The following is a 24,174-nucleotide window of genomic DNA, read 5'->3' as shown; positions in this document are numbered from 1 at the left end:
CCATTTAATGTTCCAGGTCATGGAAGCTCTTGGCAGCGCGCTTTACTGACAAGACTTAATACTTCGGGAGAGTGCTATGGTCAGCGTCCTTGGACGTCGATTGATGCAGGCTGCGACTTGCTTGTCATTGTTTGTTGGTTGGGACTGCGCGCTTGCTCCCGCGGTGGCCGCAGGGCAGCCGCCTGCGACACCCGCCGATTTTTGTCCTCCGTCGCCCGTACGCACCGATGCGATGGATAATCCCAGCAAGCACGCTTGGGATTTGTTCGCTACGTTGGTCCAACCTGCGGTCGCGACAGACCCTAAATCTCGCGGAGTACCAGACTGTTCGCGCCGTCCTGGAGCGCCAGGTACCACTTCTGTTTGGGAGACGTGGAAGTTAGCAGATAGCGAGGTATTCAAGGACGACGGAAGTTACCCGGCCGATTGGACCGATGCGAACGACGAAAGACATCTTTTTGGTCAGGCGCCTGGGCAGCAGCCAGGTTTTCATGAACAAGCCGCATTAAGCGCAAGGTTCAATACATCAGGAGAGGGTGTCTATATCGGAAGCGTAGGCGGTCTCGGCGAGACATATATGAACAAAGCGACGTTCGACTTCATTCGTACGAATTGTCTGTATAGTCGAGATGGATTGGCGAGGTACGCTAAGGCGGTACTTGATAAGGCGGTCGGACCGATCACTTTCCCTCCAGAGAGCATTGAAGTCAAAGCTGCTTGGGTGCAATTCACCGATGCCGAGATTGGGTCGGGCGTTCCAAACAATTTCTATTCAATAGTACTCTATGTGAAGAATGGGCAGCTCAGCTCTGGACAATCAACAGGAGCAACGAAAGTCGTCTTTGGGCTACAGACGCTTCACATCCTCACGAAAGACGTTCCAAACTGGTTCTGGGCGACCTTTCATCACAAGATATTCGCTGGAAAGCCGCTCCCCAGCCAACCTGGAAGGGAGTATCCCGACACAGCGCAAATGCCAGCCAGTCTCGCGGGAACCGTTTGGGAGAACTATAAATTGGGAGGGACGCAGGTCAATTTCGTGGACACGACCGGCTCTCCAATTGTGCTTTCAGATGCCCATATCGAGAATGGCTTTGTAAACTCCTCGTGCATTAGCTGCCATTCATACGGTGGATGGGACAAGAAAGCCGCATCACCGCGATTTTTCAACCCTCTGAACACCGGATTGTTTCAGATCGGGTTGCCTAACCAAGAACCCGTGCCAGATGGTGCTGTACTTGCCAAATCTGTTGACGGTACGCTCGTTCCGTGGCCAGGCTTCCCATCGGCCAATCTGCAGGTTACGCGTAATAATGTATTTGACGACTTCGTCCAGACCGACTTCGTGATGTCAATACCGTTCCGTGCAAAGCCAGAAACTGCAGGTCCGCCGCCCGCCTCCTGTCCATTTCAAAAATGAAAGGGGGCTGACGAGATGAGTGTCAGGCGCTGTTTGGGCGCGATGCTCCTGGCAATCGCGGCTTTAGTGATTGCATTGCCAAGTAATGGAGCAACCGATCGCCCCGAGGGTGATGGCCACGCGGCGACATTAGGTCCACTTACCTTTTCTGCCGATCAGGCTGGGGCCGGTCGGACCAAATTCCTTTCGACCTGCGTGCTTTGTCATAAGGCCGACCTCTCGGGGGGATTCGGCCCCCCCCTTAGAGGCTCTGTCTTTACACAAAAGTGGTTCCCTGGCAGCGTCAGTGCCCTGTTCAGTTTCATCAAAACTAATATGCCAAGGAACGCGCCTGGAACTTTGAGCAACGCAGAAGTGAGCGCACTGATCGCATTCATCTCAAGCGAAAATGGGAAAACGGCGGGCGACGTCGCTCTGCCAAGCGACTTGATGGCTCTCGCCGGGATAGGTTTCGATCAGCTTACATCTTCGGCCTCGCCTTGAATAACAAGTGAACAGCCGTTGGGCGCCAGGCGGAGGCACAGCGGTGGCGCTCATGGATGTATCCGTTCGCTATCTCGCTTAGGCAATCTGATTAACAATCCGCTTTCGGCGCCCGACTGCGGCCATTCGCCAACTGGCTGCGAATAGTCCAAAGTCGTCTACAGTCGAATTGTGCAAATTCGCCGGTGCTCGGTGGGCCAAACGGATGCGAAACCAAGCAGCCGCTGTCCTGTGTCGGTTTGCTTACCGCATCCGCTGGCGGAAATGGCGCCCACGCGCCATTCTGTTTGGCGCTGCGAAATCGCTACGGAAATGATGCAGTCAAAAGGATGCATGCCGCGACAGCGACTACATTGTTGTAGCCTTTTCAACAGCGTAAGAATCCGACGGTATTTGGAACGGTATTAGGAAATTTATGGCAGCAATTGGACTGCAAAACCAGTGTGTTGAAGGTCCGGTTGATCATCGAGTGGGAATGATTCAGACCTACTCAAACGTCGCCGGAAATACGCCAATCTGCGACGTAACATTCTGAAAACAAAAATAAAATCCGTTCGCGGACAATCGGAGACAATTGGTGCGCATAGGTCGGCAGCGGCGGACCGCCTGACGGCCCTTCCGCGTATTGCTCGCTCGGATTTTCCAAAGTACCGTCTGTCCCGATGAGGCTCGTGACGGTACTTTTTTGCTTGTAAGGCATTGAAAATAAAGGAGAGTTCCTGCCACGCAGCCCCGAAACTGTACTGACGGTACTTTTTTCAGGAGGCAGTGAGAATGCTGACAGATGCCGCCCTTAAGGCTCTGAAACCAAGAGAGAAAATGTACAAAATTGCGGACCGTGACGGCATGTATGTTCGCATCATGCCCAGTGGCGCAATCTCGTTTCGACTGGACTACAGGCTCAACGGACGCCGCGAGACGGTCTATTTGGGCAGATATGGACGAGACGGCATCTCGCTTGCTCTGGCCCGAGAGAAGTGCCTCGACGCGAAGCGCGCCGTTAGGGAGGGACGATCGCCGGCAATCGAGAAGCAGCGCGCGAAACGTCGTCTAAAGGAGGCGAAGAGTTTTGGGGAGTTCGGCGAGAAATGGCTCAGTGCCGCTCCAATGGCCGATAGCACCCGAGCCATGCGCCGTTCCATCTTCGATCGCGAGCTTCTTCCGGTCTGGCGCAATCGCCTCCTGACGGAGATTACCCCGGACGATTTACGCGCCCACTGTGGTAGCATCGTTGAACGCGGCGCCCCAGCGACCGCCATCCATGTACGGGATATCCTGAAGCAGATTTACAGTTTCGCGATCCTGCACGGAGAGAAGGTGGCTAACCCAGCCGATGAAGTTGGGCCCGCATCGATTGCCACGTTCGTACCTAAAGACCGCTCGCTTTCACCCTCGGAAATTCGCGTGATGCTGAAACAGCTCGAGCACATCGCCACACTCCCTACGATACGTTTGGGCATGCGGCTCTACCTGCTTACGATGGTGCGGAAGAGCGAGTTGCAGGACGCGGTTTGGGATGAGGTCGACTTCGAGAATGCGGTCTGGACAATCCCGAAAGAACGCATGAAGCGTTCGAAGGCTCATAACGTCTACCTGTCACGCCAAGTGCTCGACATCATGATTGCTCTGAAGACCTGTGCAGGAAATTCCAGGTACCTCCTTCCATCGCGGTATGATGCGGACGCCCCGATGTCGCGTGCCACCTTTAACCGGGTCACTTACGCAGTCGTCGAGCGGGCGAAGGCTGAAGGGCTGCCTCTGGAGCCGTTCACAGTGCATGACTTGCGGCGAACGGGCTCGACGCTGTTGAATGAACTTGGCTTCAACAGCGATTGGATCGAGAAGTGCTTAGCGCACGAGGACGGACGTTCGTCTCGAGGCGTCTACAACAAGGCCGAGTATGAAGTGCAGCGCCGCCACATGATGCAGGAATGGTCGGATACGGTGGACGCGTGGGTCGATGGAAAGAGGTGGATCCCGACGCTTATCCCTCCTTCGATGCCGATCTTGGGGCCCGATCCGTCTCTCTGACCGGTCGGGTTCGGCGCTGCTTCAGGTCCGGTTTGGGGGCGCGCAGAATTGGTTTTGAACGGCGCGCCGCTAGCCATGCTTGAATCTCGCTCAAATCCCAAACCACACATCTTGGGGTCAAAGCGAAGCGTCGCGGAAACTCGCCCCGCTGTTCCATTTCATAAATGGTGCTGTCGGCAAGCGGCACGATTTCTCGGAGTTGATGCCTCCGAATCGTACGGCGGAGTGCTTCTTCATTTGATCGGACCATCTTCTACTCCTCAGTGACGAACTGAACTGAAGACGATTGTGTTCGATGGGAAAAGAGCTTCGGGCTCTGCGTCGTATCACGGGCGGTTTAGACCGGTGAAAGGGACAGATCTAACGTTCCACAACCTACGCGACAGCGAGTGGTTGCCGTGCCGCGCACGGTGAGTGGCCAGTCCGCTCATGTGCTTGCAAACGCCGAAACGTCTCGATGGAGTAAAGCTTGGCGCCTAAATCTGTCTGGGCGGTGGGCAAGTCGGAACGCGCTACATGCCGATGGTATCAACTGTAATCCCCTGTTAGAGGAATTGCTTTGCACGAGCGTGATCTTGGCGTAGTCATGATTGCCCACCCTGAAGCGAGTCCCTCCCGGCCGACCGTTAGGGTGGTTCGCCAAGAGGTTCGCCAATAGGTTCGCCAAGCATCGGCTTGGGCTTCACGAGACGCACGACTCGGTCCATCCCTGTGCCGCCACATGGCATACCGGCCTTCCACAATGCCCGGCATGGCCCCCTGATAGGTGTCGCCGGGCTGTTTGTCAGGCCCATCTTGCCTCCAAGTACGACACGAGCATCTGAAACTTCGGTCATGGCTTTCCGGGCCGCCGAATATGCGGGGGCGTTGTCGAGGCTTTGTCTCGCATCGAGCCAACTTTTGAACTCGGCGTCATTTCCTAGCTTGATTCGCGAGCCACCTTTCCCAATAAGCAAACCATCCACTATTGCTCGTATGGGAAGCAGACTGTCCTCGACATGAATGCGCGTCTCAACGACTGCCATGCCCTCTCGCAGAGCGACGACAAGCCCATCAAATGACGTGCCCCGAAGAATTGGCTCGGGAACTATGTGGATGAAGGCTGCCTCTTGGGCAGCAGCGTAAGCACCTGTCAGACATCTAAAGATGTTGAAGGTCAGGCCTTTGGGATCGAGATTGCCTGCGTAGACGACCCTGGCGCCGGCGCGGATCAATACCGTGCAAATCGAGAACAATGCACGATTGACTTCGCGCGCCGGAAAGCCAAGCCGTGCCCGATCAGGAGCGTCGCTGACAGATAGTGCAACGGACCTGCCTTGGTGTTGTCATGAGAGCTCCCCCAGCCCACTAAGAGTGTTGAAGGTGAGAACACCTTGAGCGCCTTGACCAACAGACCTTCCTCGATTTTCCCCAAAGGTGGATCGGGATAAACAATGATCTCAGGTAGTTCCACTGTATCCACCATGTCGAAGAGCTCAGGTGGGCGCGGCTTCGCTTTTGACCAACATCGGCGAACACAATCGGGCACCGCTTACGCTTTGCGGTCGTGAGTTCGAACACGTACCATGGTCGATGCCCTCGTGCACATCCGACACCACCAGCTTGACGCCGCGCAGGCCGCGCCGCATGACCTTGCGCAGGAATGCCGTCCAGATAGTCTCGATCCCGAAGTGCCGAACTCCATGCTCAGCACCTCGCGCCGGTCCGTCTGAGTTGACGCCGACGGCAATGATGACAGCGACCGAGACGATGTGGCCACCGCGGCGCACCTTCAGGTAGCGGCGTCGATCCAGATATAGGGCCAGTCGCCCTCGATCGGTCGCTCGAGAGCATCTCTGGCCTCGCCGCTCACTGAGAGCTGTACATACGGGAGCATTCGCCGTGTCTGTTCTGCGCCCGCAAGTGCAGATGAGGTGCTGCCGTAACCCGGTGGCTCCGGCTCGACCGATTGCACTTCGCCATCGCGGCCGGCAGTGCCGCCCCAACACGGCTGGCGACAAAAGTGATACGCCGAGTGTAAAACGCGACGATTCAACCAGCAAGCTGGCGCAGGGCCGGCTGCGATGGGCTGCATACCAGTGATATGTACGGCTGTTGGCGGACATCCCAATCCAAAGTCACGCGAGATAGCCGGAAACGCCGTCCCACAATAGTTTCAACGCGGTGACGATCAGTAATCCATAGCAGGCACGGTAAAGCTGATGTTGATCCAGCCTGCCGTGTAGCCGCCAACCCAGCCAGACGCCAGCGGGGATAGCGAGCAGGCAAACCGCCATCAATGTCCAGACGTCGCCTTCCGGTTTCACCAGGAGCAGCCAGGGCACCGCCTTGGTTGCGTTTCCGACGGTAAAGAATAGGCTGGTCGTTCCCGCATAGATTTCCTTGCTGAGGCCGAGCGGCAGCAGATACATCGCAAGCGGTGGTCCACCCGAATGCGCCACCATGGTGGTGATGCCCGATGTGAGACCGGCAACGACCGCCTTTGGCGACGATCGCCGGTGGACTGTCACCTCGGCGCCTCCAAGGAACCATAAGCCGACAAAGATCAATGTGATCACCGCCATTACGATTGCGATCGCGCGATGGTCGAGAATTCGAAACAGCAGATAGCCGAGCCCGATCCCGACTATCAGCCCGGGCAGCAACAGGACCAGGTCCGGCTGCGACCATGTCGAGGGCTTCCAGTAGCGCAGCGCGAACAGGTCCATCACGATGAACAATGGTGCGAGAAGGCCACCGGCCGTCACCGGGTCCATGACGATCGACAACAGCGGAATGCCGATGATGGCGAATCCGCCACCAAACGCGCCCCGCATGAAGCTGATCAGGAACACTCCAGCAAATGCGACGACGATCGTGGCAGACGTCAGTTCCAAGCGATCGTACCCAGCATCGCAGCGCCCCGGCGCAGGCCAGCGCGCGACCTAGACGCGGCGCAGAGCGCAGCGGCAGAGGTGTTCATCCGGCGCCTGCCCGGTTCGGCCGGGAATCGGAAATCGTCTTCGCTGAACACTATGATGCTCTCCTGCCAAGCGACGGCCGGCGCGTTTTCCGGGTGTCCGAGCGTGAGCCGGTCGCGCATCGCTCCATGGCCCTGCTCAGCTCGCATGGGCAGACAGGTCCGCCGTTCGCAGCGCCAAGTCCATTGCACCTTGGTATCGGAAATACTTTTGTATTGGTGGGGTGCAGATCGTTATTCATTTCGCGTGCAGTAGCAAGCTGAGATTTCGCACTACGGTTCCTGTAATTCAGGCTGGTTCTCGCGCTCTAATGGGCAATACCTACGTGCAATTGCCGCCGCACCTCCACTCGATCAAATTACCACTTATCAATATCTTCGTTCCAAACGAGATCATCATGCGCAGATCAGGATCGGCATTGCCGCCGGCGGGCTCCGCCGTGGCCGCGCAAGTAAACACAGCGGTTTTCGAGACGCTCACCGTGCGCAATGAACCCGCCGCCGCGCTCAAGAAGTGCGTCAACGCGATCGCCCTCGCACCCGTCGAGGACTTTCGTCGCGATCCCGATCTCTTTGGCGAGGGCTCGCGCACTCCCGAGGGCCTCAGCCGCTTCCAGGCTGCCTTCAAGCGCGGCTTCCAGACGAGAGGTGCGGAAATGGATCTGGCCGGGCTGCTGGGCGACCTCGACGGCTCTGATTCAGCGACAAGCGCCAACGTTGAATTCACACCAGAGCAGCCACATCAACTTCAATTCGAGAGGAGATCGTCATGAACACGCCCACCACATCGATGAACCCATCCACCAGCGTCTACACGAGCCCTCCATTCTGGGAACATCTGTGGCGCACCGCTGGCATCCAGGCCGTCGGGCTCTTCATGGTCGCATACTTCGTCTACGGCTATCAGCCGTCGGTCGGGGCGCCAGCCGACGAACTCGTCGCGTTCTATGTCGGCGATCGCACGCGGATCCTGATTGCCGCCATCGTCGGCGGGTTCGCCATGCTCAACCTCATGTGGTTCGCGGCGGCGATCAGAACCACCCTGGCGGACGCCGGACAAGACGGTTGGGGCGCCGCAGCGACCGCCTCCAGCGCGGTATTCGGAGGGCTTTTCGCTCTGCTCGTTACGGTAAGTGCAGCGCTGGCGTACTCGATCGCCGGCTCCGGAAATTCAGCGTTCACATCGGGACTGAACGACTTCGCATGGGCCGGCGTCGTGCTGAGTTCGTTCCCCCGCGCCATGCTGGTGATGTCGGCGGCATTTGGGCTGTGGCGGGCCAAGCTGATCTCGAATGCGCTCTTTGCGGTTGGGGTCACAGCCGTCGTGCTCGTCCTGCTGGGCGGCACCACGTGGCTGAGCGACGGATTCTGGGCACCGGACGGCGCCTATTCGCGGCTCGTCTCGCCCGCCATCGGTCTGGCATGGATATTGGTTGTAAGCCGAGTCCTCCTGACCCGACCTGCGACGCGCGCTGGCTGGTGATGACGATACCGCATGAAATGGTCCTCGACGTGCGCCCCCAATGAGGCTCGCGTATCCGACTGTCGGATCCAGCACAGCTGGGAAGGAAAAGCTCATGACCAGTTTCGATTACGACGTGGTGATCATCGGCTCCGGGTTCGGCGGAAGCGTTGCTGCGCTCCGCGCCGCGGAGAAGGGCTATCGGGTTGGCGTCGTTGAGTCCGGCCGGCGCTGGAGGGACGAAGACATTCCGAAGACCAACTGGAACATGCAGCACTATTTGTGGTTCCCGGCGGCAGAATTGTACGGGATTCAGAGGATCGAGTATCTGGACGACGTGTTGGTTCTTTGCGGTGCTGGCGTGGGCGGCGGCTCGCACGTCTACGGCAACACGCTCTACGTACCTCCGAAGCAGTTTTTTGATGCGCCGGGATGGGCTGGGATTACTGACTGGGCCGACGAGCTGGCGCCTTGCTACGACCAGGCAAGACGGATGTTCGGTGTGGTTCGCTATCCTTACATGCCGACCGACGTCGACCGGCACATGCATCAGGTCGCCATTGACATGGGGAAAGGAGAAACATTCAACAAGGCTCCCGTAGGTGTCTATTTCGGCAGCCCGGGCGCCGAAGCCGCCGATCCATACTTCGGCGGGGTCGGACCGCGGCGCACCGGATGCATCTCCTGCGGCAACTGCCAGATTGGCTGCGGTCACAACGCCAAGAACAAGGTGACAACGAACTATCTCTACCTGGCGGAAAAGCTGGGCGTCGACGTCCATGAATTGCATGAGGTGTACGATCTCGTCCGGCTCGACGGAGGCGGCTTTGAGGTGCATGCGCGTCATCCCGGCTGGGCGCAGCGAGCGGCGCACCTCCACCATCACACATACACCGCCGAGCAGGTGATCGTCGCCGCGCATGCGTACGGCTCGTCCAAGCTGCTTCATCACGTGCAGCACAAAGGCAACCTGACAGGCCTGTCGAGCCAACTCGGACAACGCGCGCGGACGAACTCCGAACAGCTTCTCGTGATCTCCCGGCCCCACGGAGAATGGAAGCGTGATCCGGAGAAAATCCACATCACGCCTGGGTCCATAGCGATCACCTCCGGCGTCTGGCCGGACGCGGCGACAAGCATCGAGCCTGTCTATTACGGGGTCGGAAGCTCACTGTTTTCGCTCCTGTTCACCTACCATCAGCATGGCAAACAGAAGCACCCGACGCGGTCCTGGCTTAAGGAATTGGCCGAAAACCCGGCCCAAACGTTGGGCGTCAGCGATCCGCGTCACTGGTCCGAACGGGCGGCGATCATGCTGTGCATGCAGACCACCGACACCTCGATCGACCTTTACTGGCACGACGGCCTGCTGCGAAGCCGACGGGGTTCGGGCGCGCCTCCTTCGGTGCACATCCCGATCGTCGAGGAGTTCGTCGACCGGCTGGCAGGCAAGATGGACAGCGGCGAAGGAGCGCTGGTCACCGAAGTGATCAACCGCGCCGCTACGGCTCACTTCACCGGCGGGATTCCCATCGGCGAAAGCAGCGAAAGCGGCGCCGTGGATCCCTATCAGCGCGTTTTCGGACAGCCCGGTCTTCACGTCATGGACGGGAGCGTCATGCCGGCCAACCCAGGCGTGAACCCGTCGCTGACGATCACAGCCCTTGCCGAGCGCGCCATGTCGCTCTGGCCCAACAAGGGTGAGGCGGATACGCGACCGCCTTTGAACTCCGGCTACGAGCGTATCGATCCTGTCATGCCACACCGTCCATTCGTGCCGGCCGGGGCTCCAGGCGAACTGAGGCTCGACGCGAAGAAGTCCGACGTCATTCCGGAATACCCGTACTGAAGGAGACGGCGATGTCTGCAGCTATCAATCTCATTCTTGCGGTCGGGCAGGGTGCCGCGTTTCCCGATGGCTTCGTCGTCCCCCGCTACCTGGACGATCGCAAACAACGAATTTCGATCGCGCGGGTCGAAGACCGACTTTACGCGTTCGATGACCTCTGCACCTGCGCCGACAGGGCGTGCCCGCTCTCCGGCGGGCTCCTGACCGGGATGGTCATCATGTGCCAATGCCACGGCTCCCGGTTCGACATTGCCACCGGAGCGGTGATCAATGGCCCGGCGACCAAGCCGCTCAAAGTCTACGAAGTGCAAGAGCTCGAAGGCAGTATTCAAATCCGGGTTGTCGGCTGATCGGCACTTGGCAGTGCGGCCCTGAAACTGCCCGGCAATCCAGCGACGGGGAAATTCGAATGGACACCGTAGTCAGTGAAGCTCGAACGGAAGGTGCACCAGCACCGGCACTCACGATGCCACAGGCGTCTGAACCGCTGCCGGCGGTGCCGAGGGTGCAAGCCCCGGTGCCCAGTCGCATTCCCTCCATCATTGTCGCCGTGGTCATCGCCGCGGTTGCCACCCTGTCGATCTACTATCTGGTGCGGGGCCAGCCGCTGTTGGTGCAGGGCGAGGTGGACGCAACCCGCTTCGATATCGCGGCGCGGGTCGACGGCCGTGTCGGGGACATACCGGTCGCCCGCGGCGACAACGTCACAGCCAACACTGTCCTGGTGCGGATCGACAATCCCGAAACCCTGGCGAAATACGAGCAGGCCGTCGCCGCCAAGGCCGTTGCCGACGCGCAACTCGCGAACATTGACGCCGGCACCCGGCCAGAGGTGGTAGCGGCGCGCAAGGCCGCGCTCGATAGGGCGCAAGGCGCCCTGGTGCTGGCACAAAAGACCTATGAGCGCACCCGCAAGTTGACGGAGGACGGCAACGCGCCACAGGCGCGGCTCGATCAGGCGACCGATAGCCTGCATGAGGCCGAGCGCGCCGGCGATCAGGCCACGTCGGCCTACCAGCAGGCGGTCAACGGCTATACGCGTGAAGAGCGCGGGATCGCGGCGGCGAATGTCGGCAAGGCGCAGGCAGACATCAAGGCAGTTCAATCGGTCATCGATCAGATGGTGGTATATGCGCCAGTCGCGTCGCAGGTGTACCAGCGCAACTTGGAGCCCGGTGAGTTCGTGTCGCCGGGCGTGCCGCTGGTCACGCTGATTGATCTCAACGACCTGTGGATACACTTCGACCTGCGCGAAGATCTGGTCAAGACGCTCAAGGTCGGCGACCGCCTCGATGTCCGAGTGCCGGCGCTTGGTGACCGCCCGATCACCGTCGAGGTCAAGCTGATCGCCGGCAAGGGCGAATATGCGAGCTGGCGCGCCACCCGCGCCACCGGCGATTTCGACCTTCGAACCTTTTCCATCCGCGCTTATCCGGTCGACAAAGTGCCAGAGCTCAGGCCCGGCATGAGCGCCTATCTGGACTGGCCCAGATGAAAGCGCCGAGACCCGGGTTCTGGCTGGTCGCCAGGCGTGAATGGCGATGGCTGCTGCATGATCGCGTGGCGCTGATCCTGATCTTCGGCGTGCCGATGTTCGGTTTCGTTGTGTTGGCCACGGCCTTCAGCCAGCCGGTGATCCGCGGTCTCGGGGTGGTCGTCGTCGATGCGGACCACTCGGAAGTCTCGCGCGCATTCGTAGAGCAGGTGGCCGCCTCTCCCAATCTCGCAATCGTCGAGCGCACGGGCGACCTGGCCACGGCGGCGCAAACGATCCGCACCGGCGACACCATCGCGGCAATCTATATCCCGGCAAACTTTGAACGTGACCTCAAGGCTGCGCGCCGGCCGCAGATCGTCGCCTTCTATAATCAGCAGTTCCTGACGGCTGCGGGTGTGGTGTCCTCGGGCCTGAGCGAAAGTCTGTCCGCCGCCATCAGGACCGCTGCGGATCCTGCGGCGCCAAAGGCGTCCAGTATCGGGTCGCTCGTTCCCGAAGTCATCGCGCTGGTCAATCCAGCTCGCAACTACGCCCAATTCCTGTTGCGCGCACTGCTGCCGGTCGTCGTACACATCGTCGTCGCACTGGCGGCCGGCTACGCGGTCGGATCTGAGTTCCGACGGCGCAGCATGCGCGCCTGGATGCGATGCGCCGGTGGCAATCCGATCGTTGCACTCGCTGGCAAGCTGGCGCCGCTGTTTGCGATCTTTTTCCTGATCATGCTGTCCGTCCCGTTGATCCTAGAGGGCATATTCGAGATTCCGTTCAGGGGTAGTGCGGCGATGGTCATCGCCGCCGCGTCGCTGATGATCATCGGCTATCTTGCGCTCGGGGCCCTGCTGCAACTGCTGTTGCGCGACCTGCCGAGTGGATTAGGGATCACTGGCCTGATCGTCTCTCCGGCGTTCGGTTTTGTCGGGGTCGGCTTTCCGATTATCGCCATGAACATGTTTTCGGTAGGCTGGGGCGCGATCCTGCCGTTGCGCTGGTATATGGAAGTGCTGCTCGGGCAGGCGGCACGCGGGCTGCCTGTCCAGGAATCCGCAATGGCGTTCGCGGCGCTGGCGGGACTGGCCGTGCTGTTTGCGCTGCTCGCGCTCCTTCGCTTACGCTCGGTCGCGGCTGGCATGAACCATGAAGCGCCCCGGCCGGAACTGGCGCCACCCGCTGCGGCGCCGCGCAGCGTCGGGGAGGCTTTTGCAGCCGAATGGGCGCGCGTGCTCCGAATGCGCGGTCCCTTCATCATCCTGATCATAACGCCGCTGATCTACGGCGTGTTCTTTCCGCAACCTTATCTGGGCCAGATCCTGCGCAAGATTCCAATCGCGATCGTCGATAACGACCTGAGCGATCTGAGCCGGACGATTGTGCAGACCTTGGAGGCGAGCGGCGCAGTCGGCGTGGCGGTGCGTTCCAACACTCTGGCTGAAGCGCATGCCGCCGTCGACGCCGGCAAGGCCTTCGCGGTGGTGGGCATCCCGCCTGGCACAGAGCGGGATGTGCTCAAGGGCTTGCCCGCCCACATGCCGATTTACGCCGATGCCACCTACCTGTTCGCATTCCGCACGACCGCCAACGGCATAGCAGCTGCGGTCAATGCGCTCTCGTTCGAGCTCGCGGCGGGTGGCGCGCGGTCCGACGGCAGCCTTGTCAAGGCAGCGCTGGCATCCGCAAGTCCGGCCAACATCCTGCTGCAGCCGATCTTCAATCCAGTCGGCGGCTATGCGAGCTACATTGTCCCGGCGGTGTTCGTACTGATCCTGCAGCAGACACTCCTGATCGGAGCCGCGACACTGAGTCGCCTGGCCGTGGCACAGACGGCGGGCAGCGCGTTCGCCAACGTGCTCGGACGCGGCGTCGCCCACCTGACGATCTTCCTGGCGCCGCTTGCGCTCTATCTTGTCGTGCTGCCGCGCGTCTACGGCTTCTCGACGCTCGGCGACCCGTTGCAGCTGTTCGTGCTCGCCTCGCTGCTCGTTCTCGCGACCAGCTTCATGGGGCAGGCGGTCGGTCCATGGTTCAAGCGTCCCGAAATACCGACACTCCTCTTCCTCGGCACAAGCCTGCCGCTGCTGTTCGTGACCGGCTTCGCCTGGCCGCGCGAGGCGATCCCCAAATCGGTGCTGACAATTGGCTACGTCTTCCCCGCGGATTGGGCGATCGACGGCCTCGTCCGCATCAATCAGCTCGGCGCCAGCCTCTGGGAAGTAGCGTATGACTGGATAGGCTTGTGGGTTCTTGTGTCCGCTTTCTTCGCGCTTGCCGTGATGTCGGCGGCCTTGCTCAAGAGGAGCCATGTTCATGGCTAATGTCCGGATTCTCGTGCCTGTTGTCATCCTGGCCGGCGCATGCGTCGGCGGGTATTATTATCTGTCGCGCCCTGCGCCGGCGGCGCCGATCGCCGGTGTCGTGCGCGCAACGGAGGTCCGCGTTGCGCCGGAAGTCGGAGGACAGCTTGCGACCCTGAAAGTGGCGAAGGGCGACACCGTGCGCGCCGGCGATGTTCTGGCCGAACTCTCGGCGCTCGAATTGACCGCCGCGGTGGCGCAGGCGCGGGCCTCACTCAAGGCCGCGAACGCCTCCCGCGATCATATCTATGCCGGCGTGCGGGCCGAACAGATCGATGCCCTTGCGGCCAAGATCGGCAAGGCAAAATCGAAGTTGGTCTATATGGAAGCGCAGCTTCTACGGGCATCCAGATTGACGCAGGGCGACTTCGCCTCGCTGCAGACGCTCGACCAGGCTACCGAGGATGTCTCTGCAGCGCGGGCCGACGTCGCCGAAGCGGAGGCCGACCACGCGGCGGCGGTCTCTGGAGCGACGAATGAGGAGCTGGCCATCGCTGACGCACAGGTACAGTCGGCGGCGGCCGAGCTCGCGATGTTCGAGCGGCGGTTGGACAAGACCGTCTTGCGTTCTCCCGTTGATGGTGTCGTGAGCGTGGTCGTCGCCGGGATCGGCGAGAACGTGCGCGCCGGGCAACCCGTGCTTGCCATCGCGGCGACCGGCAAGCAGTGGCTGTCGTTCAACGCGCGCGAGGATCTGCTGCTGGGTCTCACGGTCGGGACGGCGGTCCAGGTGGCTCGGGCCGGCGAATCCGGGACGATGCCGGCCGTGGTCACCGAGCTGCGGCCGCTCGGCGCGTTCGCGACTTGGCAGGCCGAGCGCGCGGTCGGCGACCACGACCGCAACACGCTGCGGCTGCGTCTCGACCCGCAAGGCGATGCGAGCGGACTCGAACCAGGCATGACGGTCTGGATATCTCGATGAGAGCGGCGTGAGTTGGTTTTGCGCCTATCGTCGTCGCAAAACCGCAGCGCATTTGTGGGCAACATGCGCTCGGAAAAGGAGAAGCCGCCCAGGTCGATAGCGACCATCAGCAGGTCGCGCACTGGCCGCATATCCGGACCGCGGAGGTAGGCCCGCCTTATGGTGGGCATCTTCATACCCTGGGCCTCAACGATCTGGTCCACATACTGCGCGGCCGGGAAGGAGCCTGCCACGTCCACCCGAAGGGCGTGACGGAAGCAAACTCTTCCCGCAGCGATACAGTCATCTGCCTTGGCCCTGCGTCCTGGATTAGGCCCTTGAGGCCCAAAGGCCTCCACCGGTCACGACCTGCGCGCGGACGGTGCTGAATGCGTTACAGCGAGCGAGCCATGCGCCTCCAGGACATTTTGCAAGAGATCATTCATGGCTTCCCCCCGGGGGGGTCCTATCTGTTTCGCGCCTGGCGCGCTGGGGTCGTGACAAGGCGCCACACCGAAAGCGGAACCACATGCCCTTTGTTGGCATCAGAGGCCCTCGACGTCGATGACTGCCTGGGCAAATGCCTGCGGCGCTTCCTGGGGCAGGTTGTGGCCGATGCCGCCGGCGATAGACCGGTGCTCGTAGCCACCCGAGAACATCTTTGCGTATACGCCCGGTTCGGGGTGCGGTGCGCCGTTCGCGTCACCCTCGAGCGTGATCGTGGGCACGGTGATGACGGGCGCCTGCGCGAGCCGCTGCTCTAGCGCGTCATACTGAGTCTCGCCTTCAGCGAGACCGAGCCGCCAGCGGTAATTGTGTGTCACGATCGCGACGTGGTCAGGATTGTTGAAGGCCGCCGCGCTGCGTTCGAAAGTAGCGTCATCGAAGTTCCACTGCGGCGAAGCCGTCTGCCAGATCAGCCGCGCGAAATCGCGCCGGTATTTCTCGTAACCGGCGCGGCCGCGCTCGGTTGCGAAGTAGTATTGATACCACCATTGCAGCTCTGCCTTGGGTGGCAGCGGCACCATGCCGAGTTGCTGGTTGCCGATAAGATAGCCGCTCACCGAGACCATCGCCTTGCAGCGCTCCGGCCAAAGTGCGGCGACGATGTTGGCGGTGCGGGCACCCCAATCGCAGCCACCGAGGATCGCGTTGTCGATCGCCAGGGCATCCATCAGCGCCACCACGTCGGAAGCGATCGCGGACTGCTGGCCGTTGCGTGGCGCATCGCTCGACAGGAAGCGCGTGCTGCCGTAGCCGCGCAAATGCGGGACGATGACTCGGTGGCCTTTTGACGCCAGGATCGGCGCGACATCGGCATAGGTATGGATGTCATAGGGCCAGCCATGCAACAGGATGACGGGCAACCCGTCGGACGGGCCGAGGTCCGCATAGCCGATGTTCAGGACGCCGGCATTGATCTGCTTCATGCCCGCGAATCCGTCGGGTATTGTCGCCATAGCGGTCACCTTCGCCGGACTTGTCGTGCCGGAGGCTGCCCACGCCGGCCGTACCATTGCGAATTCCGCCGCCGCCAGCCCCATTGCTGCTGCGCCGATCAGTTGGCGACGGCGGGGATCGATGGTTTCAGAAACGGTGTTCGTGTTCATGGCAAATGCCTCGTGTTCGCGGATGCTGGGATGCCCAGGGAACCAGCGCGTCTTTTGCGCCGGCCAACAATGCAGTGGCCGGGCTCAGATGAGGCTGACGGTGACGTCGATGCTTCTGCTCAGAGCCTTGGAGTAGGGGCAGATCTTGTGTGCCTCGTCGATGATGGTCTGGGCGGTATGCCGCTCGATGCCGGGAAGGCTGACGTTGAGGCGCGCCCGCAGGAAGAAGCCGTCGGCGCCGTAGTTCAGGTCCACTTCGGCATCGATGGTCGGGTCCTCGGCAACCGTGATCCGGCGCTTGCGTGCGACGATGTCGAGCGCGCCCTCGAAGCAGGCCGACCAGCCGGCAGCGAGCATCTGTTCGGGATTGGTTCCAGGCCGTCCGGAGCCTGGCGGCGAGAATTTAACCTCAAGCTGACCGTCATTGCTGCGGGCGATGCCATGATCGCGGCCGCCCTGTGTGTGAACATGGCTCGTATACAGAAGCTTCTCGCTCTGCAGGTCCTTTGCCGTCTGTGACATTGTCGTTCCTTTCAGATCTTGGTCGAGGCTTTAGGGAAGCAGGCGGTCGCCGGTGTGATCTAGACTTGCCCGGCGCTTCGCCGGGCCTGCGTCAGGCAGTTGCTGCAACGCGGTAGCGCGCTGCAGGAATGCGATGCGACAGATTGGGCATGAGTTTCTGCCGTGCTGCTTCGTAGGCATGCCAGTCGGCGGCATCGGGCAGTGCAGGAATGGTGACCAACTCGCCCTGGTCGAAGCCCGCAAGCGCAGCATCGACCATGTCCTCGGCCGACATGACGATCGCGCTTGGAAGGTTTTCGATCGGCCTGCCGGATAAGTCCCAAAAATCGGTAGCCGTCGCGCCCGGCAGTACGGCTTGGACGCGCACATTGCTGGCGGCCAGTTCCTTGACCAGCGACAGGCTGAACGCCAGCACGAAGGCTTTCGTGCCGCCATAGACGCCGTTGAGGGACTCTGGTCGGATGGCAACGATCGACGCAACGTTGACGATCGCCCCTCCGCCACGCGACACGAAGGATGGTGCTGCCGCGTAGGTCAGGCGCGTAAGCGCGGTCACGTTGAGCGCGATCATCTGTTCCATCGCGTCGACATCGGCCTCGACCAACGGTGCGACCGAACCGACGCCGGCGTTGTTGACCAGCATGGCAATCTCAGGCTCGCTGGCGAGCAGCGTTTCCACCCGCTTCAAATCTGCCTTGTCGTTGAGGTCAGCCGCCATGACGCGAACGATGCGGCCGGTCGCGCCGGCGACGCGCCCTGCCACTTCGTCGAGCTTCTTTTGGCTGCGCGCAACCAATACGAGGTCATAGCCGCGATGCGCCAGCCGGTCAGCATAGATCGCGCCAATACCTGAGGAGGCGCCGGTGACCACTGCGATCCCTGTGGAAGTCGTCGACATCGTTCTTCTCCGCTTAAGGTTTGCGCCAGCATTGCCGACGTGTGGGATGCGCGGCCGGGCAAGGGGAGACCCGGCCGCGCCAGCGGCAGAGGGCGGTGGGAGGCCGCCCTGTCGCCTCAGATCTGTTGGCGCAGCGGCCTGAACGCCGCCCGCATCTCCTCAACGAAGAATTCGGGCTGTTCCCAGGCGGCGAAGTGGCCGCCCTTCGGTGCCTTGTTGTAGTGTATCAGCTTGGGATATGCCTTCTCCGCCCAGTTCCGCGGCGCCGTATAGATCTCCTCCGGATAGGCGGTGACCGCGACCGGAATCGTGATGCCGCGCGGGTCGAAGAAGCCACCCGCCGGATGCTGCGCGTTGTCCCAGTAAAGGCGCGCCGACGATATCGCGGTGTTCGTCAGCCAGTAGAGCGTGACGTTGTCCAGGACGTCGTCAGGCGACAGACCCTCGCTCTGCCCAGCAAAGGCGCGGGCGATCATCTTCTGGCTGCGATCGTCGTGATCCATCATCCACGCCGCCAGGCCGACGGGTGAATCCACGAGTGCGTAGAGCGTCTGCGGCCGGTTGTTCATCTCGATGGCATAGCCGAGGCCGTTCTTATTGAAGAAGTCGAGCTGGTTCCAGGCATTGACCTCATCGGCGCTGAGACCAGCGGGAGGCGCGCCCGCGGCGAGCGACTGATTGATCTCCGCCGGAACGGTAGCCGGCATATTCGTGTGGATGCCGAGCAACCCGGCTGGCTGCTGTACGGCCATGTTCTCGGTGACGGCATTGCCCCAGTCGCCGCCCTGCGCCACGTACTTCGTATAGCCGAGGCGCTGCATAAGCACCGCCCAGGCCTTGGCGATGCGGGAGGGAATCCAGCCTGGCTCAGTCGGCTTTCCGGAGAAGCCGTAGCCGGGCAGCGACGGGATCACGAGATGGAAGGCATCCGCTTCGGTTCCGCCATGCGCGGTAGGGTCGGTCAGTGGGCTGACGATCTTGAGCTGCTCGATGACCGAGCCGGGCCAGCCGTGGGTAACGACCATGGGCAGCGCATTCTCATGCTTGGAGCGCACATGGATGAAGTGGATGTCGAGACCGTCGATTTCGGTGATGAAGTTCGGCAGCGCGTTCAGTCGCGCCTCGACCTTGCGCCAGTCGTGATTGGCCCAGTGCTGCACAAGCTGCTGCATCGTCGCGAGCTGCACGCCCTGTGTCGTATCCGCCACTTGCTCCTTGTCCGGCCAGCGGGTTGCCACGACACGCCGATGCAGGTCGTCGAGCTGGTCCTGCGGGAAGTTGACGCTGAAGGGGCGGATAGATGCTTCAGCGGCTGCGGCGCCCAGCATTCCGGGAAGCAGGCTGATGGCCCCGGCCGCCGCAGTGGCAGCGAGCAGTTCGCGCCGCGTGGGTGATAACAATTTTGCCGACATGATGTCCTCCTGTGCAGACCGACTGTTCGAATACGAGCACAGAGATCGGCTGTGGGCGGAAACAAATCCATTGCACGAAGGTATCGGCGATACTTTCGGATGAGTCGGGACAACTGTTTAGGAGGGCAAGTCTGGACAGTAAGAGAGCACGCATCGGGCTCGATGCGTGCTCTCGGACTGAAGATCGATCGGCGCGATTTCGCTTGCTTGGCACGGTTAGTGCTCCGACCGGGGCAAGCCGTCCCATTAGGATCGCCGGACAACCACTGCCTAAAGCGGCAGCGGCTTGCCGGCGTGCTCTGCGACCATGTACTCGGCGTACCAGTGCGGCCAGTTCTCATCGTGCTGGCCGCCGTTGCGTTTCTCATGCTCTCCATGGGCAATCGATGCACGTCGCATCGCGCCGGCCAGATCAGTAACCGAGCCAAAAGCAGTGACGTCTGCGACCACGCGTCCGGGCAGTCGTGCGGTGATTTCCTGGAGCAACCAGATGTTGCCGTCCGGATCGCTGAACGTTGCGAACGAGTTATAGGTGCGGCGCTCCGGATCCCGGCCGCTGATCGGTGCGCCGCCCACGGCTGCGCGGTGGAACACTTCACTGACATCGGCGCCGCGAGCGATGAGCGCGGCACGCGCCGCCTCGATGTCGGACACGACGAGATAGAGTGTCTGCCCCGGTCCCGGCGCGGCTGAGGTCAACCCCTTGCCGAAGTGAATCGAGCTCGGCGAGCCGGGCGGGGTGAACTGCACGACCCTAAAGGTCTCGCCATTGGCGAAGTCGGCATCGAGTCTCCAGCCCAGGCTGGCGTAGAAGCGCTTGGCACGGTCCACGTCCGAAACAGAGATAATGACGACTTCCAGCTTCAAGTCGACATTTGGAGTTTTCGCGGCCTCGGCCGCAGGTTCGTTGATTGTCAAGGTATCGTTCATGTTCATCTCCATAGCTCTGGTTTTGTGAGAGATTGGCAGCGGCGGCAGCAGCAATCGATTGGACGTTGGTATCGGCAATACTTTTGGATCGATCGGCCTGGTGAGCACGCCGGCCGGCGCAACTGCGTCGCAATCTGTTCCGGCATGGGAGCGATTGGGTTCGAGCCAAGCTGGAAGTCGAACTGATCAGATAGAAGGCGGTAGCCGGCGAAGGGCGGGAGCGACGCCATTGCTCGGCGACACCTTCGTCCAATCGCCCCGGCGAACAACTCATGATTAGATCGCGCTCACGCTCGGGGCATCTCCCTGGACTGGAAATCAGATCAGGAGGACGCGCGGCGCTCGCTACCAAGTGGTGGCACGGCGGGCACACGAGCATCACAGCGACGCTATCGCATCGACGAGACGCTTCGGTTTGAATCTATAGGTCGAAGAAAGGAGTCTATGATGAAAATCCTCGCGCCAGCCTTGGCATTTGCCGGTCTCATGCTCACGGGAGCTACCGCCACGGCGCAGCCAGCCAAGCCGACCATCGTTCTGGTGCACGGTGCCTTTGCAGATTCGTCGAGTTGGTATGGCGTGGTCGCCATCCTCGAGAAGGACGGCTACCCAGTCGTCGCAGCCGCCAACCCGCTGCGCAGCGTCAAAGGCGACGCTGACATCGTCCACAGCCTCCTCGCAACCTTCAAGGCGCCGGTCGTGTTGGTCGGGCATTCCTACGGCGGCATGGTGATCAGCAATGCGGCGAACGGGCAGGCCAACGTGAAGGCTCTCGTTTATGTCGCGGCCTTCGCGCCGGAAGCGGGAGAAAGCGCTGGTAGCCTCGATAGCAAGTTTCCGGGGAGCCTGCTCGGCCCCGACACGCTCGCATCGCCGGTGCCTCTGCCGGGCGGCGGCAGCGATCTCTATGTTCGGCAGGACAAGTTCCAGCAGGCTTTCGCGCCAGACCTGCCCGAGGCGGAAGCCAAGTTGGCGGCGGCGACGCAGCGGCCCATCACCGATATCGCATTCGGCGAAGCGGCGACGGAACCCGCCTGGAAGACCATCCCGTCATGGTTCGTCTACGGCGATCACGACACCGCGATCCCTCCGAAACTGCATGCCTGGATGGCCGAACGCGTGCATGCTCGTGAAACCTTGGTTGTCAAAGGCGCCTCGCATGTCGTTATGATCTCGCATCCTGACGCCGTGGCGAAAGTCATTGAGGATGCGGCAACCGCCCAATGAGGCGATCCAACGTCAGGCACGAAAGCCCACGATCTCGCCATTAGATGCTCTGCCGTGAGAACCCAAGTGCCCTCGTGATCGAGAGAGTCAGCAATGGCTGATGCCAATTCCGGGCGTTGCCAGATCGAGTTCCACCCGATCGACAGCGGTCACTTCGCGCTTGAGATCATTGTGCGGAGGGGTCACTGACGCGCGGCTTCCTGGCGCGGGCGATGCCGGCTTGACCCGCCAACATCACCGAGAAGCAACCGAAGGGTCATTACCATCGAAGGAGTCATCCGCCATGCATGCAATTCGAAAACTTCGTGAGTCAGGCCACGCCACCGTGGCTGACTACGAAACAATTCTCGCTGCAAATGTGGTCTTTCACAGCCCAGTATTAATTCGGGCCCTAAAGGGTCGTGCGGTCGTTGCGAAGATCTTCGCAACGTCGACCACGCTACGAGAAGGTGCCTATACGGGTGAGTGGAAGCTGGACGACCGAAGAACGCTACTAAGGTGGAAGGGAAAAATTCAGGGTCACGAGCTGGAAAGCTTCGATATTATCGAAGAAGACGACGAGGGGCGTATCGTTGATCGCGCAATCGCTTTTCGTCCAATGCCCGCTGCGAAACTTTTTCGGGATGCCATGCGGGCTGCTATGGGAAGCTCTGTTCCAGACGATTTCTGGGAATATTAGGCCGGATTGCCGCAGCGCTAAGGCCAGGTCGCCGCACAAATAACTTCGACCCCAGGCGCGGAAATCGCAGTAGTTCGTCTTTTGAATATAGCCCGAGGTCAGCCAATATGACGACGAAACACGACAGCCCGATTCTCGTGACTGGAGCAGCCGGCGCTGTCGGTGGCATCGGTCGCAACCTCACCGAATTCCTGCTCGCAAGGGGGCACAAGGTGCGCGCCATGGTTCGGCGTGAGGACGAGCGCGCTGAGGCCCTACGACGAATCGGCGCAGAGGTCGTTGTGGGCGACCTGACGGACCTTGCCTCAATGCATCGCGCCATCGAAGGCTGCCGGCGCATCTATTTTGGAATGTCTACCTCCGCGGCCTACCTGGAAGCCACGGTCAACACCGCGGCGGTGGCGCGCCACTACGGCGTCGATGCTTTCGTGAACATGTCGCAGATGACGGTCTCGCAGATGAGCATTAGTGAGACTACCGACAGCCCGCAGCATAAGCTGCACTGGCTGTCAGAGCAGGCTTTGTCGTGGTCGGGACTGCCGGTTGTCACGATCCGGCCGACAGTCTTCCTCGAGGGCTTTTTTCTTCAACTCACCGCTCCCGGTGTGCGGGCCTCCGATGCGTTGGCTCTGCCGTTCGGCAGCGGCAAAACCTCGCCGATCTCTGCGGTAGACGTGGCGCGAGCGGTGGCGGTGATCCTCGACGATCCCGCTCCGCATATCGGGCAGATCTACGATCTAACCGGGCCGGAATCGGCCGATCTGGAACATTATGCGCGTGTCTTTTCCGAAGCGCTCGGCAGGCCCATCCGATATTACGACGTCCCACTCCCAGGGTGGAGCGATAGCCTTCGTCATATGCAGCTTCCCGAATTCGTCGTCAGGCATCTCTCAGCCATGACTGAGCTTACTAAGCAGGGGCGTTACGACCGCATGACAGACACCCTGCGCAAACTGACCGGCGAAGCACCGACGAACATGCGCGACTTCGTTAAGCTGCATGCCGCTGAGTTCAAGCTGCCTGGACCGGCGGATTCCTGAGACGCTCATGATCGCAGGCGATTATCCGGAATTCGGACACAGTGCCGTCCCTCACGCTCCGATTTCTACTGTACGCACGCCCGTCTTTCGAACATGGTGGAGGCGCTGATCGACCGTATGATGGATTTTCGGCGGCCCCATCGGATCCGTCGTACGTGTTTTCTGATTTTCGAGGGGTGAGCTCGCGAAGGCCGATTCCTGCTTGCCAGCCGCTGGCAGCGAGGCCATGGAAGAAGTGTCGTTCGCGGCCTCCGGCTACGGATCGTATTCGGCGGCGAACCGCTTGATCTGAGGTGAATCGATGGCATGCGTGCCGATGGCAAACCGCCGGCGCGACCGCGCTGGATCGGCGAGCGCTCAGGTCGCGGGTCTGCGCGGGACGACGAGCTTCGCCTTGAGGATCTGAACGACCTCGCCATGCTGATTGATCGTGCGGCTCAGAATGAGTGCAATGCCTCGATCGGGCTTCGAGCGCGAAGGTGTGATCTCGGCGACCTCGCTTTCCACGTGCAATATGTCGCCGGGCCGCGTCGGCGCAGGCCAGTTGATCTCTCCGCCTGCGCCGATGATCCCACCTGCCAGGGGAAGGCCGGACTCGACGTTGAGACGCATCGTGATTGCAGCAGTGTGCCATCCGCTTGCCGCGAGGCCGTTGAAAAGTGTTTTTCTGGCTGCCTGGTCGTCCGCGTGAAAAGGCTGCGGATCGAATTGAGCCGCGAACGCCTTGATCTGCGCCTCGTCAATTGTGTGGGTCGCACTGGTGAAGCGCTGACCGACATGAAGGTCGTCCAGAAAGAGAGGATCAGACGCTGAGTTATTCACGGCTTACCTCCTCGACTTGGTTCCGTTTCGATAATCGGCCGCTCAGTGGGTCTGATTGCCGTGACGCTTGAATCGACAATTTC

Annotated in this window: 21 protein-coding genes and 2 pseudogenes; 12 read left to right on the top strand and 11 right to left on the bottom strand. The window is 61.0% G+C overall.

Annotated features, from left to right (window positions below; all coding sequences use genetic code 11):
• Positions 1–76: 76 nt before the first annotated feature.
• Positions 77–1,420, top strand: coding sequence for a hypothetical protein (locus FJ423_RS21680; RefSeq protein ID WP_140696752.1), 1,344 nt, complete (start codon positions 77–79; stop codon positions 1,418–1,420).
• A 1,257-nt stretch (positions 1,421–2,677) separates the two neighbouring features.
• On the top strand, positions 2,678–3,934 hold the full coding sequence (locus FJ423_RS21670; RefSeq protein WP_095769145.1) for a site-specific integrase: 1,257 nt from the start codon (positions 2,678–2,680) through the stop codon (positions 3,932–3,934).
• On the opposite strand, the gene FJ423_RS21665 is transcribed toward FJ423_RS21670, so the two are convergent.
• The 5 genes and pseudogenes from FJ423_RS21665 to FJ423_RS21645 form a co-directional block, all read right to left on the bottom strand.
• Positions 3,888–4,184, bottom strand: a complete 297-nt coding sequence (locus tag FJ423_RS21665; protein WP_140845039.1) for an AlpA family phage regulatory protein — start codon at positions 4,182–4,184, stop codon at positions 3,888–3,890. The genes FJ423_RS21670 and FJ423_RS21665 overlap by 47 nt on opposite strands.
• A gap of 376 nt (positions 4,185–4,560) precedes the next feature.
• Positions 4,561–5,190, bottom strand: a pseudogene (locus FJ423_RS21660) (hypothetical protein); the annotation flags it as partial.
• The gene (locus tag FJ423_RS21655; RefSeq protein ID WP_140845035.1) at positions 5,145–5,399 is read right to left on the bottom strand and encodes a hypothetical protein; all 255 of its coding nucleotides are present in this window, start codon (positions 5,397–5,399) and stop codon (positions 5,145–5,147) included. The gene FJ423_RS21655 and the pseudogene FJ423_RS21660, both read right to left, overlap by 46 nt.
• A gap of 106 nt (positions 5,400–5,505) precedes the next feature.
• Positions 5,506–5,762 (bottom strand): annotated as a pseudogene (locus FJ423_RS33645) (transposase); the annotation flags it as partial.
• A 289-nt stretch (positions 5,763–6,051) separates the two neighbouring features.
• Positions 6,052–6,810, bottom strand: a complete 759-nt coding sequence (locus FJ423_RS21645; protein WP_140845033.1) for a sulfite exporter TauE/SafE family protein — start codon at positions 6,808–6,810, stop codon at positions 6,052–6,054.
• 394 nt (positions 6,811–7,204) lie between these two features.
• Here FJ423_RS21645 and FJ423_RS21640 point away from each other — a divergent pair, with 394 nt between their 5' ends.
• From FJ423_RS21640 to FJ423_RS21610, 7 genes are all read left to right on the top strand, one after another.
• Positions 7,205–7,666 (top strand): hypothetical protein, encoded by a 462-nt coding sequence (locus FJ423_RS21640; protein WP_140845032.1) that lies wholly within the window; start codon positions 7,205–7,207, stop codon positions 7,664–7,666.
• Positions 7,663–8,376 (top strand): hypothetical protein, encoded by a 714-nt coding sequence (locus FJ423_RS21635; RefSeq protein ID WP_140845031.1) that lies wholly within the window; start codon positions 7,663–7,665, stop codon positions 8,374–8,376. Before FJ423_RS21640 ends, FJ423_RS21635 begins: the two co-directional genes overlap by 4 nt.
• A gap of 94 nt (positions 8,377–8,470) precedes the next feature.
• Positions 8,471–10,204, top strand: coding sequence for a GMC family oxidoreductase (locus FJ423_RS21630; RefSeq protein WP_140845030.1), 1,734 nt, complete (start codon positions 8,471–8,473; stop codon positions 10,202–10,204).
• 11 nt (positions 10,205–10,215) lie between these two features.
• Positions 10,216–10,554, top strand: coding sequence for a Rieske 2Fe-2S domain-containing protein (locus FJ423_RS21625; protein ID WP_140845029.1), 339 nt, complete (start codon positions 10,216–10,218; stop codon positions 10,552–10,554).
• 59 nt (positions 10,555–10,613) lie between these two features.
• Complete coding sequence (locus FJ423_RS21620) at positions 10,614–11,699, top strand: efflux RND transporter periplasmic adaptor subunit (protein WP_246680219.1); 1,086 nt, start codon at positions 10,614–10,616, stop codon at positions 11,697–11,699.
• Positions 11,696–14,011 carry an ABC transporter permease gene (locus FJ423_RS21615; RefSeq protein ID WP_140845028.1) on the top strand — a complete coding sequence of 772 codons (2,316 nt, stop codon included), beginning with the start codon at positions 11,696–11,698 and terminating at the stop codon, positions 14,009–14,011. Before FJ423_RS21620 ends, FJ423_RS21615 begins: the two co-directional genes overlap by 4 nt.
• Entirely contained in the window at positions 14,004–14,972 is a 969-nt protein-coding gene (locus FJ423_RS21610) for a biotin/lipoyl-binding protein (RefSeq protein ID WP_140845027.1), read from the top strand. Before FJ423_RS21615 ends, FJ423_RS21610 begins: the two co-directional genes overlap by 8 nt.
• Positions 14,973–15,496: 524 nt before the next feature.
• Here FJ423_RS21610 and FJ423_RS21600 read toward each other — a convergent pair.
• From FJ423_RS21600 to FJ423_RS21580, 5 genes are all read right to left on the bottom strand, one after another.
• Positions 15,497–16,561 (bottom strand): alpha/beta hydrolase, encoded by a 1,065-nt coding sequence (locus FJ423_RS21600; RefSeq protein WP_140845026.1) that lies wholly within the window; start codon positions 16,559–16,561, stop codon positions 15,497–15,499.
• A gap of 84 nt (positions 16,562–16,645) precedes the next feature.
• Positions 16,646–17,083 carry an organic hydroperoxide resistance protein gene (locus FJ423_RS21595; RefSeq protein ID WP_140845014.1) on the bottom strand — a complete coding sequence of 146 codons (438 nt, stop codon included), beginning with the start codon at positions 17,081–17,083 and terminating at the stop codon, positions 16,646–16,648.
• A 91-nt stretch (positions 17,084–17,174) separates the two neighbouring features.
• Positions 17,175–17,981, bottom strand: a complete 807-nt coding sequence (locus FJ423_RS21590) for an SDR family oxidoreductase (protein WP_140845007.1) — start codon at positions 17,979–17,981, stop codon at positions 17,175–17,177.
• A gap of 116 nt (positions 17,982–18,097) precedes the next feature.
• A complete protein-coding gene (locus FJ423_RS21585) occupies positions 18,098–19,393 on the bottom strand; it encodes an epoxide hydrolase family protein (RefSeq protein WP_140844999.1) in 1,296 nt (431 codons plus the stop codon).
• Positions 19,394–19,663: 270 nt separating this feature from the next.
• A complete protein-coding gene (locus tag FJ423_RS21580) occupies positions 19,664–20,323 on the bottom strand; it encodes a VOC family protein (protein WP_140844991.1) in 660 nt (219 codons plus the stop codon).
• 486 nt (positions 20,324–20,809) lie between these two features.
• On the opposite strand from FJ423_RS21580, the gene FJ423_RS21575 reads away from it, so the two are divergent.
• The 3 genes from FJ423_RS21575 (at position 20,810) to FJ423_RS21565 (ending at position 23,269) form a co-directional block, all read left to right on the top strand.
• Positions 20,810–21,550, top strand: coding sequence for an alpha/beta hydrolase (locus FJ423_RS21575; protein ID WP_246680222.1), 741 nt, complete (start codon positions 20,810–20,812; stop codon positions 21,548–21,550).
• A gap of 283 nt (positions 21,551–21,833) precedes the next feature.
• Positions 21,834–22,229 (top strand): hypothetical protein, encoded by a 396-nt coding sequence (locus FJ423_RS21570; RefSeq protein ID WP_140844980.1) that lies wholly within the window; start codon positions 21,834–21,836, stop codon positions 22,227–22,229.
• Between the two features lie 107 nt (positions 22,230–22,336).
• Positions 22,337–23,269, top strand: a complete 933-nt coding sequence (locus tag FJ423_RS21565) for an NAD(P)H-binding protein (RefSeq protein WP_140844976.1) — start codon at positions 22,337–22,339, stop codon at positions 23,267–23,269.
• Between the two features lie 357 nt (positions 23,270–23,626).
• Here the strand turns inward: FJ423_RS21565 and FJ423_RS21560 are convergent, their stop codons facing one another.
• Positions 23,627–24,091: a MaoC family dehydratase gene (locus FJ423_RS21560; protein WP_140844972.1), complete on the bottom strand. Its 465-nt coding sequence runs from the start codon at positions 24,089–24,091 to the stop codon at positions 23,627–23,629.
• Positions 24,092–24,174: the final 83 nt, after the last annotated feature.

It is taken from the genome of Mesorhizobium sp. B2-8-9 (genome assembly GCF_006439475.1).
In the GTDB taxonomy this organism is placed as follows: Bacteria; Pseudomonadota; Alphaproteobacteria; order Rhizobiales; family Rhizobiaceae; genus Mesorhizobium.
The sequence above is the reverse complement of the archived record's forward strand: the minus strand, read 5'-3'. Positions and strand labels throughout refer to the sequence as shown.